The sequence below is a fragment of the Chloroflexota bacterium genome (assembly GCA_014360825.1).
GTDB lineage: Bacteria > Chloroflexota > Anaerolineae > UBA2200 > JACIWT01 > JACIWT01.
The window spans coordinates 1-12,141 of the sequence record JACIWT010000003.1 but is presented as its reverse complement, the minus strand read 5'-3'; the positions used below and the strand labels follow the sequence as shown (position 1 = coordinate 12,141).

At 55.9% G+C, this 12,141-nt stretch carries 12 protein-coding genes; 4 read left to right on the top strand and 8 right to left on the bottom strand.

From position 1 onward, the window contains the following. Window positions 1-98: 98 nt before the first annotated feature. From H5T64_02560 to larC, 4 genes are all read left to right on the top strand, one after another. Window positions 99-533, top strand: coding sequence for a DUF3842 family protein (locus H5T64_02560; protein ID MBC7263222.1), 435 nt, complete (start codon window positions 99-101; stop codon window positions 531-533). Between the two features lie 126 nt (window positions 534-659). Then, window positions 660-1,475, top strand: coding sequence for an ATP-dependent sacrificial sulfur transferase LarE (larE, locus tag H5T64_02555; GenBank protein MBC7263221.1), 816 nt, complete (start codon window positions 660-662; stop codon window positions 1,473-1,475). Next, window positions 1,459-2,181 carry a nickel pincer cofactor biosynthesis protein LarB gene (gene larB, locus H5T64_02550; protein MBC7263220.1) on the top strand — a complete coding sequence of 241 codons (723 nt, stop codon included), beginning with the start codon at window positions 1,459-1,461 and terminating at the stop codon, window positions 2,179-2,181. Before larE ends, larB begins: the two co-directional genes overlap by 17 nt. Window positions 2,182-2,184: 3 nt before the next feature. Further along, on the top strand, window positions 2,185-3,372 hold the full coding sequence (gene larC, locus H5T64_02545; GenBank protein ID MBC7263219.1) for a nickel pincer cofactor biosynthesis protein LarC: 1,188 nt from the start codon (window positions 2,185-2,187) through the stop codon (window positions 3,370-3,372). A 42-nt stretch (window positions 3,373-3,414) separates the two neighbouring features. Here larC and H5T64_02540 read toward each other — a convergent pair whose 3' ends face one another. The 8 genes from H5T64_02540 to H5T64_02505 form a co-directional block, all read right to left on the bottom strand. Beyond that, a complete protein-coding gene (locus H5T64_02540; protein ID MBC7263218.1) occupies window positions 3,415-4,611 on the bottom strand; it encodes a PAS domain-containing protein in 1,197 nt (398 codons plus the stop codon). Between the two features lie 3 nt (window positions 4,612-4,614). Continuing rightward, entirely contained in the window at window positions 4,615-5,289 is a 675-nt protein-coding gene (locus tag H5T64_02535; GenBank protein ID MBC7263217.1) for a response regulator transcription factor, read from the bottom strand. A gap of 175 nt (window positions 5,290-5,464) precedes the next feature. Then, the gene (locus H5T64_02530) at window positions 5,465-7,381 is read right to left on the bottom strand and encodes a hypothetical protein (GenBank protein MBC7263216.1); all 1,917 of its coding nucleotides are present in this window, start codon (window positions 7,379-7,381) and stop codon (window positions 5,465-5,467) included. Between the two features lie 240 nt (window positions 7,382-7,621). Then, window positions 7,622-8,950, bottom strand: a complete 1,329-nt coding sequence (locus tag H5T64_02525; GenBank protein ID MBC7263215.1) for a hypothetical protein — start codon at window positions 8,948-8,950, stop codon at window positions 7,622-7,624. Further along, window positions 8,950-10,350 (bottom strand): TldD/PmbA family protein, encoded by a 1,401-nt coding sequence (locus H5T64_02520; GenBank protein ID MBC7263214.1) that lies wholly within the window; start codon window positions 10,348-10,350, stop codon window positions 8,950-8,952. Before H5T64_02520 ends, H5T64_02525 begins: the two co-directional genes overlap by 1 nt. Before the next feature lie 54 nt (window positions 10,351-10,404). Then, window positions 10,405-10,821 (bottom strand): hypothetical protein, encoded by a 417-nt coding sequence (locus H5T64_02515; GenBank protein ID MBC7263213.1) that lies wholly within the window; start codon window positions 10,819-10,821, stop codon window positions 10,405-10,407. A 51-nt stretch (window positions 10,822-10,872) separates the two neighbouring features. Then, the gene (locus tag H5T64_02510) at window positions 10,873-11,679 is read right to left on the bottom strand and encodes a prolipoprotein diacylglyceryl transferase (protein MBC7263212.1); all 807 of its coding nucleotides are present in this window, start codon (window positions 11,677-11,679) and stop codon (window positions 10,873-10,875) included. Between the two features lie 120 nt (window positions 11,680-11,799). Then, a partial coding sequence (locus H5T64_02505) for a transposase (GenBank protein MBC7263211.1) occupies window positions 11,800-12,141 on the bottom strand: 342 nt, incomplete at its 5' end.

Sequence of the window (12,141 nt, the reverse complement as noted above, 5' to 3'; positions counted from 1 at the left end):
TGTTTAACACAGATGACTATCGCGTGTTTGACCGCCGACATTTACTCACGCTATAATTCCGAATCGGAGACAGGCTTATGGAAAAAGGCCGGGGGGAAATCGTTGTGGCCGTGATTGATGGGCTTGGCGGGGGTTTGGGAGCCGAGATAGTAAGCCGCCTCCGAAGTGCCCTGCCGCGTCAGGTGGAAATTATCGCTCTGGGCACGAATGCCATCGCCACGGAGCGTATGCTAAAAGCCCGCGCTAATAGAGGTGCGAGTGGGGAGAATGCCATCCGCGTTACTGTGCAGTCGGCGGATTTCATCGTCGGGCCGATTGGCATCGTGATCCCCAATTCAATGCTGGGCGAGATCACACCCGAGATCGCCCAAACAGTGGTAGCCGCGCCCGGCGTGAAACTTCTATTGCCGGTGGAACAGTCGCATCTGCAAATTATGGGCATTGAGCCCAAGTCGCTGGGCGAACACATCGAGTCTGCCATTGATGAAATCGTGCGTCAGGCGAGACTGAGTCCGCCAGTGAGCCAAGCCTGAAAAGGGTTCCCAACCTATAACCCGAGCAACATAAGGGATCTGCTGGAGAACGTGGTCATGAAGACCACCGACCTGGCCAGGAGGCCGGGGGCGGTGGTCTTTGCTTTGGTGAGGAGATACACAGCAATGGGTGAAGACGAGAAGTTAGCGAGATTACGAAGTATTGTGAAGGAATTAGGGAGCGTGGTAGTGGCCTACTCTGGCGGCGTAGATAGCACGTACTTGCTTTCAGTGTGTATTGAAGTGTTGAAACCACAGAACGTCCTGGCGGTCATCGCCGATTCGGAGAGCTATCCACGCCGCGAATTGGAGGAGGCGCAAGCAGTGGCCAAACACCTGGGGGCGACCTACCAAGTGATAAAGACCAATGAATTAGATAATCCACAGTTCGCCCGAAACTTGCCGGACCGTTGTTACCACTGCAAGCGAGAACTCATGACCCGGCTGTGGGAGATAGCACGAGAGAGAGGGTTGCGTCACGTAATCCATGGCGCGAATGCGGACGACTTGGGTGACTACCGCCCTGGCATAGAGGCGGCGAGAGAATCGGGGGCGCGGGCACCGCTATCAGAGGTCGGATTAACAAAAGCCGATATCCGTGCTTTGTCCAAACAACGTGGCCTGCCTACTTGGAACAAGCCAGCCATGGCCTGCTTGGCATCGCGCTTTCCCTACGGCACGCCGCTGACGGCAGAAGCGTTACGCCGGGTCGAAGCAGCAGAAGAGTTCCTGCGCTGTGAGTTCGGATTGGGACAAGTGCGCGTCCGTCACCATGACGCCATTGCCCGACTGGAGGTCGAACCCCAGGCTATTCCACTCCTCGCTGCGGAAGGCAATCGACAACGCGTTGTGCAGCGTTTGCGCGAGCTGGGCTACATATATGTAGCGCTGGATTTGGGCGCTTTCAAATCAGGGAGCATGAACGATGTCCTCAACAGGTAGTGAAATACAGACACCGAACGATTTTGCCTGTCCAGATTTCGGGCGCACCGAACGGTGTGGCATACCCGAGATCATCTTGGCCGATTGTAAGGCGGAGGAAGAAGTCATCGTCATCGCGCGGCGTTTTCTCGAACAAGAGGGCCGGGCTATCATCAGCCGCGTGCCACCAACATTGGAGGCACGGCTCAGAACTGAGTTCAGTTCAGATGCAATGTTTGAATGGTATGCTGCGCCCCGAGCCGCAATCCTCCGCAGGAGTGGGCAATCGGTGCCACGAACTGGCGGGAGGGTGGGCATCATCACTGCAGGGACGGCCGACGTACCCATCGCCGAAGAAGCCGCACTCGTCTGCCGCGAGACTGGTTGCGCCGTTTACAACGCCTACGATGTGGGCGTGGCCGGGCTGCACCGCCTCTTTGGGCCTCTGGAGCATATGGTGAAAGAGGAAGGCGTGGACGTGCTCATCGTCGCTGCAGGAATGGATGGGGCACTGCCTTCGGTGGTATCAGGGTTGGTAGATATACCAGTGATCGGACTGCCCACGTCCGTGGGCTACGGCTTGGGTGGCGAGGGCGTGGGAGCGCTGCTCTCAATGCTACAGACCTGTGCGCCAGGGTTGTGCGTGGTGAACATTGACAATGGCATCGGCGCGGGGGCAGTGGCGGCGCGGATCGCTAACCGCGTCGCGGCGGCGCGAAGGGGGTGAAAATTGCCAGATAGGGTAATCGCATACTTCGACTGCTACTCAGGCGCGAGCGGCGATATGTTACTGGGTGCTTTGGTGGATGCCGGGTTATCGCTTGATATCCTACAGACAGAACTGGGGAAATTGCCTTTGGGGGGCTACACGCTTTCGACGGAGCGGCAAGTGCGGCGTGGTGTAAGCGGCACGAAACTGCGCGTGACCGTAGACCAGAGCACTAACCAACCGCACCGTGATTTAAGGGCAATCCGTGCGCTTATCCAAGAGAGCACACTCGCCCCTCAGGTGGTTGCACGTGCCATCGCCGTATTTGAGCGGCTGGCTCGGGCTGAAGCGAAGGTGCACGGCATTCCGCTCGATGAAGTACACTTCCACGAAATCGGCGCCGTGGATAGCATTGTGGATGTGGTGGGCTTCGTCGTCGGACTTCACCGACTGGGCGTGAACACAGTCTATGCCTCGACCCTCCCCACCGGCAGCGGAATGGTGGAAACGGCACACGGACCTTTGCCCATCCCCGCCCCGGCTACATTAGAGATACTGGCCGAAGTGGGAGCGCCAATCCAGTTTACCCCTGTGGAGACCGAACTCCTTACACCGACTGGAGCTGCGCTGCTCGCTGAGTTCGCCACTTTCGATCAACCCTCAATGAGCGTGCACAGGGTGGGCTACGGTTTTGGAGACCGAGAACTGCCGTGGACAAATGCAGTCCGTGTGGTCCTCGGAGAACCGCTATTAGAGATAGCAGAGCGCGATGAGGTTGTGCTCTTAGAGTGTAATTTGGACGACACTACGGGCCAGGTGTTGGGTTACACAATGGAACGGTGCTTGGTTGCTGGGGCGTTGGATGTGTGGTTCACGCCCATCCAGATGAAGAAGAACCGACCTGGCATTCTGTTATCCGCCCTAGCCACACCAGAGCGCGTGGGGGCAGTCGCAGAGATCATATTGCAGGAGACCACCACCCTTGGCCTGCGTCAAACTCGTCTGCAGCGCCATGTAGCCTGGAGGACGAGCGATCAAACCGTGGAAACTCCCTGGGGTCCGGTACGAATCAAAGTGAAATACCTGGCCGGACAGCCAGTCAGCGCCTCACCTGAATATGAGGATTGTGCGCGCCTGGCCCGGGAGTCGGGGGAGCCACTTATGCGGGTATACGAGGCGGCTATGGAGGCCGGGCGGGCACTGTTGTGATCAGAATGCGACCCATCGCCGCAATACCAGCAGCGATTTGGGTTATGCCCCGCTTTCCGGAGACGAAGATGGTTCGGCCCGGGGCACTGTAAAGTAGAACGTCGAGCCACGGCCTTCGTCGCTCTGAGCCCAAATTCTGCCCCCGTGTGCTTCCACAATGTGTTTGGCGATCGCCAAGCCGAGCCCCATGCCGCTATCGGCGCGCCTTCGGGCGCGGTCTACTGTGTAGAAACGCTCAAAGATGCGCGGCAGTTCCTGTGCCGGAATGCCAATGCCTGTATCCTCTACGCTCACCTGCAACCATTCATCATTGGCCTGTGCGTCCACCACAACGCGCCCCCCGTTCGGCGTGAATTTGATGGCGTTGTGAATCAAATTGGTGAGCACTTGTGATAATTTCTCGCCGTCAGCCAGCGCCAGGCTGGAGGGCGTTACTTTCGAAGAAACAGTTATTCCTTTCCTCTCGGCCAGAGAGGCCAGGTGATCAATTACCTCATCTACTACCTGTGCCAAAGACACGGGGGTCAACTTCAGCAGCACCTTGCCAGACTCCAGTTGCGAGAGGTCGAGTAACTCCTGCGCCAGCCGCTCTAACATGTCCACCTCAGCGGAAATACGCTCCACCAACTGTGACCAGAGCTTTTTATCGCCTGCCGCACCGCGCTGCAAGGTTTCTACCAAAAGGCGAATGGTGGTCAAGGGTGTGCGAAGGTCATGAGAAATATTGGCGACAAAGTCGCGGCGGGCGCGGCTTAAGCGGGTTAATTCAGTGATATCACGAAGAGTGATAACTGCTCCTTTGCTCCCGTCCGATCTGAAGCGCACAGCGCGGACAAGGAACACGCGGTCATCTAAATAAATCTGGCGAACGAGGCCTACATGTCCAGCCAAGGTTTCCCCGAGTAACTGATGGATCTCGTGGTCGCGGATTACCTCGATGAACGGACGGCCGATAGGGTGTTCGATCGGGAATAGGTTAGCAGCGACCTCATTCAGAGAGATCACGCAGCGGGATTCATCCACAACGAAGAGAGCATCTGAAATGGCATCGCCGATGGCTTCCAACTGACCCTGGTAGAAGGCAGTTCTCACTGCTTCAGCCTGAAGATCATGGGTCAATTCGGCGACGTGTTCTCCAGCCGCAGCGAGGCGTCGCCTGAGCCAGTGCAGTTGGTAGAAGGCATAAGCCAGAAGGAGCCCAGCGATTAGGGCAAAGAGATAAAACCAATTCGCGGCCATAGCCTATCCCTCGAAACGATAGCCAATGCCGCGAATGGTCTGGATTCTCTGAGGAACGGAGGGATCCTGTTCGATCTTTTCTCGCAGCCAGCGGATATGTACATCCACCGTTCTACTGTCACCGTAATACTCATAGCCCCATACCCGCGTAAGCAACAGGTCCCGGGAGAGAGCGACGCCTTTATGACGCATCAATTCCACAAGGAGGCTGAATTCTTTGTGGGTTAGGTTCAGCTCCTTATCTCCGAGGTAAGCCCGGCGGCCGATGAGATCCACGACGAGGTCCCCTGATTCCAAGCGATCCGCGGGGGTTGATGGTGCCCGGCGCAACACAGCACGGACGCGTGCCAGAAACTCTCCTAGGCTGAAGGGCTTGGTAATGTAATCGTCGGCCCCGCTTTCCAGGCCGATGATTTTATCCACCTCTCCGCCGCGGGCAGTGAGCATGATAATGGGCACGCTCATTTCCTTCCGCAAGATCCGACAGACTGAAAGCCCATCCAACTCGGGCAGCATGATGTCCAAAATGATGAGGTCAGGTTTGTCACGGCGGGCTATCTCCAGTGCCTGTACACCATCGGTGGCTGTGGAGACAGTATAGCCCTCCTTCTCCAAATTATATCTTAGAGTATCGAGAAGGGTTATTTCGTCTTCGACAAGCAGGATGTTGGTTTGCATGACTCTCAGGAGCCTATCCCAAAAATGCCTGGCTCTTAGTTCACCAGGCATCATCTTTGGGGATGCAACCCTTGCAGTTGCATCCCCATCGCACATGATTTAGGTAAAACCCTACGGCCGAGCCAATTTTGAGCCGGCTTTTAACCCCGCCTCTGTCTAAAGAGCGTGTCGAATCCTAATACTTTGCCCAGGTATGGTTATCGTATAGCACAAAAACGCCCTGCGTGGCGCTCCAGATCATGAGGCCGTGCTCAAATGACTGGTAGGCAGCAGATAGAGCGCGTTCCTCGATAGTGCCCCAGCCGATCTTGCTGCGCACGCCAGGCTGCTCACGCCACACCTTGCCAAAGCCCCGCTTGGGCTGGTAGAGGCCAGCGGGTGGGACGATGCTGGGATCCCACTCCGGATCGCCTTCATGCCAATAGTCTACGTACTGGGCCCAAGTGTGATCGCTTGTGTACAGCACGTATATGTAGCTAAGGTCAGCGCGCCAGTACATATAGCCATTCTCAAAGGTCTGCTCGGCGCTTTGGATGCTGGCCTCAGGGGCAATGGGACAGCCCAATCCAGTCCGGACCTCGGAGTGTGTATTCCAAACCGTCGCGAAGCCACCAACCAGAGGTTGTGTGCAAACAGGTATCGGTGCGCTCGTGCTGGTTGCAGTGGGTGTAGGCCCCGCCGTAGGTATAGTGGTCACGGTTGGCACAGGCGTGGCGGCTGGTGCACCTCGCCGCACAAACTTCATGGCATCGAACCCGAGTTTGCGTGAAAGATAGTACTCGTAGGTCGGATCAGCCAATTGGACGTACTCGCTGCCATCAGCGGTGAAGTAATATGTACCCAGCGAGACCCACTGATTGAAGTAGATGGACTGGTTGACGACCTTGTAGTGGTCTTGCCCGCTATGGTGTATCTGATACCGCGCTCCAGTCGTATCAGCATACTGGCGGGGGATGTAGGCATAGACTTCATAGTTGCCCGGGCAGACCAGGTTGGGTTTCCAACGAGCGTAGTTGATCACGTCGGAATAACTGTTATACGTCCAATAGACGTGTCCCTGGTACCCCACCCAACCGGAGAACCAACCTTCGTTCGGGCCGTACCGGTAGAAGCCCGAGCCATAGTAATCGTCTATGACGACCTCACTCGGACAGACAGTGGGACTTGGGGTGACCCCAGGCCCGATCCCCGGTGTAGACCACACTTTCGCGATGGCCACCTCGGTGTGCTCGTAGTAGTCCACTTGTAACGTGTGCCAGCCCCGGTCGAGAGTTACGGTCGCTTGATGCGTGGTCGGGCGCTGATCGTACCAGGCATTGATGATCCAGGACCCATCCACCGCCATACGCAAGCCATCGTCGTGCAGAGCGTAGAAGGTGAAAGTCGTTCGGTTCTCCACCCACATATAGCGGGTCCAGCGCACCGAGAAATTGTCGGCGGGAACCCCAGGGCCAGGCGCAGCGTAGCCCCAGTCAAAGTTGACCTCGGAGTCGTTGCGAACTAAGACGGGGAAACCATTGAGATCACGGTTGTCGAAATACTCCCCTCTCCATAGTTCGCCCTCGTGGGGAGGCAGTGGAGCCTCTTTCTCCCACCACACCTCGCAGATGGCATCGCCGATGTTTTCGAAATACTCGACTTTCAAGTCGTGGTATCCAGTAGAGATTTCCACGATGGTGCGATAGAGGGTCACTGGCTGCCTGTACCAGGCGCTGAGGATTTCCTGGCCGTCCAACCACACGCGCACGCCATCATCCACATAGGCATTGAAGCGGTAGCGCCCGGGCTCGAAAAAGACCATGGCGGTCCAACGGGCAGAGAAGTGGTCTTTCGGGAAGTCAGCGGCAGGTCGGCCAGACCCCCAGCGGAACTTGATCTCATTCTCGTAGCGAACTAGTCGGGGGGTTCCCTGAAGTGCCTCGTTGTCGTAGTACTCGCCGCGCCAGCGAAGATACTCCTGAGCCGATGCTGCTCCTGAGCCGGTCAGTGGTGACGCCACCACAGCCAAAACCATAGCGCCAATCAGGAGAGCTAGCCATAGGGGGGATACGGGGCGGGTGCTTTTCGATGGGGTCCTTGTTGTTTCCGTCATTGTTGTTCCTCCTTGCCCCAAAGTTAGGGACTCATCTTATGATTTGTAAACGCAATCTCCTAATTCATTGTTCCGCTGACCCGCCGCGTGGCGTGTGATCTCAGACTCCTGTTTTGAACATTTATTTAATTTTATTATAGCATATTTATGTACATTTGGCAAAACTGATCTACAGCGTTACAGAATAGTAGAAACGAATTGCAAACCCCTAAGAAACCGAATTGTATCTCTGACGACTATTTACGCACCAGAGATGGTCAATGAGGGGAAAAGTACCGCGACGGGGCCTTGGTAGTTACCCAGAAAAACTGACTCCTCTGAGAGCCGCGCTGTCGCAAGGGCATCGAACAAGTTGCCGCTGACTGAGCCACCCTTGATGGCCCTTTTGCGGTTGCCGTTTATCTCATATCCCAGGCGGATCTCGCCCACAAAGTCGCCGGTGATCGGATCCGGATTCATGGCCGAGAAACCCACTAGATGGTACATACGTCCGTCGCTGTGCAATAGGTCAGCCATCGGCGTGGTGCCTCCAACCATCTCCAGGTTGCCAAAAATACCGGTGGGCGAGACGCCCAGATACTCAGCGTAGCGTTGAGGGGCCCAAAAGTGTCGCAACGTGCCGCTTTCCACGATGATAACTCTCTGGCCTGGTAATCCTTCCTCATCGAAGCGACAGCTACGCATGCCGTAGGGCAGGACAGCATTAGAGTAGAAAGTAATGGGATCGCCGGTTGGCTGAATTGTGCCAAAGATGCTCTCACCCACTTCCAGAGGGCTTACTTTCTGATACTTCTGCTCCGCTGCAGTGCGGAACACAAGCGGCGAGGAGCCCTCTCCAAACAATAGTTCGGCGAGCGCCTCGTGGCTCACCACAACGGGATAGCGACCGGTCGCGGGGAGGATAGCCTCCAACGAATCCCGGGCATATTGGGCGTAGCGATGCACCAGGGCAGAGATGTCGAGGTCAGCGCTACGGCGGCGTTCCAGAGCAACATGTGACTCCATTTCGCCATTGTCTCTACGCGCAAGGAGCACTAGGTCAAGCAATAGGCTTGTGCTGTCCATAACGGCGTCAATACCCCGACTGTTGCGCAGATGCAAGTGTGAGGATTGGACAAAAATTTCCGCGCTAGAAAGTCGGACGCCTTTCTCATCACGCAAGGCACGGTGCAACTGTTCAGTAAGTCGCTCAGCGACGTCCAACGGTGCGTGGCATATATCTTCATCCACGATGGGCACCTCTGGATACATTGCGGGACCAGGAAGACCATACGGTTGGTTATGTGTCAGTCGAGCGATGGAAACAGCATCGGCTATCTTAGTAGGTACGTTATCTTTGTCTGAGGAAAGGACAGTGAAAACAGCAGAGCCACGGCTTCGGTCACCGGTATCTGGAGCCACGTGATCATTAAATACCTTTACCTGGACCAAGTGGTTGAACACGGTGCGTCGGCTTTCGGGCCGTTCGCCTATTATATAGACCTGGGTGCTGGTTTTCTCAATTTCGCGGGCTAACCAATCATCTACACCACGTTGCTCATTCAGTAATTCTGCTACACTATCTAACATCACCCCAATCTCACTTTCATTTTCAGATGTGGACCGCCTGATGAAACCGGCACCCATTCTTTGTGCCCCTTGCCGCAATTTCCACCATCCAGCGCAAAGTCGTTGCCCACCATGCTAATGCTGTTCAGCACGTCTGGCACGTAGCCAGTGACACCGATTGGGTGGAAGAGCCGTCCTGTTGGCTTGCCATTCGCTATTTCCTCGCCATAGTGACATGTCAGTTGCACACCCCACCCCTTGGGGTCTTCCATACCACTGGAGACATGCTTGAGGTAGATGCCCCGTTCCATGCTGGCGACCATTTCGCTTACCGGTGTGGTTCCCCTTCCGAAAAAAGTATTGGACATCCGGGCGTAGACTTTGCGCGCGAAACTCTCACGGCGGCCATTGGCGCTGCGCGGAAAACCTAAGACATGCGCCGAGTACAGGTCAGTTAGACCACGCTCGAAGATACCATCGCGAATGATGTATGTGGGGGAGGCAAGTTGCCCCTCGTCATCGAAAAAGTAACTGCCAAAGCCACCCGGATACGAAGGATCATCCAGGATATTCACATGTGGCGGGGCAATGCGCTTACCCAAGAACTCCCGTGATTTGGCACGATCTTTCAGGAACATGTCCATCTCCACGCCGTGACCAAAGGCTTCGTGCGCCATCACGCCAGACACGTCTGGTGTACAGATTACATTGTAGAAGCCCGGTTCGATTCTTTCAGCAGATAGAAGTGCTACGGCGGTGTCGCATAGCCTCCGCAAGTCGTCGTCGCTGACCTCTAGCAATTCCATGCCGCCAGTACCGTCGCGGGAAAGATAGTCGTAGCGCATTTTCTCGCCATCGCTCACCATCACGAGAACCAGGAGTCGCACGCGCTGCACAAATTGGGAAAGCAATTTTGCCCGATTGGCGAAGACGGTGGCTATCGCGCCATCGGTGTAGCGCACTTGTACATTGATGATGCGCGGGTCAAGTCGCCGGGTGCGGGCATGCAAATCGATGCAGAACTCCAGGCGCTCTTGAGGCGAGAGGTCGCTGGGCCACATCTTCACTCGGGTTACATACTCCTGTGTAAGTGCGTCGCCAGGGTCGATGCCGTCGGCCCCGTGCCTGAAGGTTATGCATTTTGCCAGATCGAGGGCGGTTTTCTCGAGTATCCCACGGCTTAGATCACTAGTAGCCGCTTCTTCCAGAAACTCGCCGTTCCAGGCGGTGAAGACTGCGCCCTGGCTGGGCAGTACCTCAGCGATATGTTGTTCGCGGTCGCTCACTATGATCTGGAGCCCTTGCATGCGTGAGACCCAGGCAGCAGCGTAGGGTACAGTGCGTTCCATCGCTGCCACCAGGCTGGGTAGCAAACCACGCACCAAAACAAGTTCCTCTGACAATGGATCGTGGATTCTCATTACACCCTCTATTCTCTCTCGTTTTCTAAGATCAACAAGTTCGTCTTCGCAGACTCAAACTCGCTTCCCTCGGCCCTGCCACGTCAGAACAAAGCCTACTAACAGGAGCAGAAACCCTGCTCCATCTACGGTAATGAATAATTTCCCTGTGGTTCGCAATACCTCATGCCCAGGTGGCAGGGTGGTGATAACCACTATCTCCGCCAACGTCCCCAACAATTGAAATAGTAGGACGTAAACGAAAGATAGCAGATGGCGGTATGGATTCGACCATGCCGCAACATACGGCATTGTGGAGAGGGCAAGTGAGATGCCGAATGCCTGTACCAACACCCGCCCACCGATACCCTCCACCTCGAAGCCCGGCATGACGGCCTCGGGAGCCAGAGCCCATGAGAGCCCGGACAGGAGATTCACCGCCAGAGTCGGCATAAGTGTCAGCCGGATGGCCCACAATCGCTGCTTTTTCATGGCATCGTTCCAAACTTCGCCTGGGGCCCAGCGGATGCCCCCTGCCCACACCTACAGGCTTGGGCCCTCGTGCTCGGTTGTCCGATGCGGTAGGGCGCGGTGCCGATGCCACAGGACTACGGAACATGCTGCGGCAGCCACTAACCCCACAATCTGGGCAGTAGCAATGCCACCGATGCGCCAGGCATCTGGTCGCTGGAATTCCACCAGGAAACGCCCGACACCATAGTTGATGAAATAGAGTAAAAAGACGTCGCCATCGAGGAGGCGTTCTTTGAACCGACGGGCCACGAACATCAGGAAGAGGAAATTGCCCAGGCTCCACAATGATTCGTAGAGGAAAGTCGGGTGGAAGCGCTCGTAACTCTCAAAGCCGGGTAAGCGATGGGCTGGGTCAATGTAGATGGCCCAGGGTACGTTAGTCGGGTAACCATAGAGTTCCTGGTTAACAAAATTGCCCCAACGGCCAATGACTTGAGCCAGGGCGACTCCCGGCGCAGCGATGTCAGCCCAGTGAAAGAAACTCAGATTATTGCGTCGAGTGTAGATCCACAGCGCCAGCAAGCCGCCAGCAAGGGCCCCGAAAATACCCAACCCCCCAGTGCGAGTGTTGAATATCTGGAGCGGGTTCCGGCTGTAATAGTCCCACGCTGAGAGGACATGATACAACCGCGCCCCGATCATGCCGAAGGCCAACGCCAACAGAACACCATTCCAGACGTGATCTGGGTTGTCGCCACGACGCTTGGCCTCGTAAGCGGCGACTGTGGTTCCTGCTAACGTCGCAGCGACCAAGATAATGCCATACCAAGCAATGCCAATAGGGCCGATATAGAATGCGATCTTAGGACCACCCATTCTTTCCCCCTATCCAAAGATTGATTTCTTCAGAGGTCATTATACTCCAACGGACCTTTTTCGCAAGTGGGTAGATCGGGCGAATGGCCCAAGGGAGAGCAATCACTAGTGATGGTTTCCTCAGCGGTGCGAGTCATTTGGGTGCTGTGCCAGCACATGGTATCCACTCCAAGGGCCTAGTTCAACGGCGACTTTGTCGAGCATAAAAGGTACGACCAACCTGATGTTCTCATCGATCTCTGGCAATTGCTCCTTGAGGTGGGCAAAAGGTGTTTGGTAGCCCAGGGAGGAGTGTTCTCGTACGTTGTTGTAGTAGTAGAGATAGCCCAGGGCTTCGTCGAGCAAATCCCGCTCGCTGTGAATAGCAAGCGCTCTGGGGATGTAGAATTCATCGTCATCGGTGCGGTGAGAGCGTTCGACATGTGCATTCTCCTCACAATGGCCTTTGTGGTTTTGGATCAG

Coding starts and splice junctions, on each gene's coding strand:
- larE (MBC7263221.1), top strand. CDS start 660: ATGGGTGAAGACGAGAAGTTAGCGAGATTACGAAGTATTGTGAAGGAA.
- larB (MBC7263220.1), top strand. CDS start 1,459: ATGTCCTCAACAGGTAGTGAAATACAGACACCGAACGATTTTGCCTGT.
- H5T64_02540 (MBC7263218.1), bottom strand. CDS start 4,611: ATGGCCGCGAATTGGTTTTATCTCTTTGCCCTAATCGCTGGGCTCCTT.
- H5T64_02535 (MBC7263217.1), bottom strand. CDS start 5,289: ATGCAAACCAACATCCTGCTTGTCGAAGACGAAATAACCCTTCTCGAT.
- H5T64_02530 (MBC7263216.1), bottom strand. CDS start 7,381: ATGACGGAAACAACAAGGACCCCATCGAAAAGCACCCGCCCCGTATCC.
- H5T64_02525 (MBC7263215.1), bottom strand. CDS start 8,950: ATGTTAGATAGTGTAGCAGAATTACTGAATGAGCAACGTGGTGTAGAT.
- H5T64_02520 (MBC7263214.1), bottom strand. CDS start 10,350: ATGAGAATCCACGATCCATTGTCAGAGGAACTTGTTTTGGTGCGTGGT.
- H5T64_02515 (MBC7263213.1), bottom strand. CDS start 10,821: ATGAAAAAGCAGCGATTGTGGGCCATCCGGCTGACACTTATGCCGACT.
- H5T64_02510 (MBC7263212.1), bottom strand. CDS start 11,679: ATGGGTGGTCCTAAGATCGCATTCTATATCGGCCCTATTGGCATTGCT.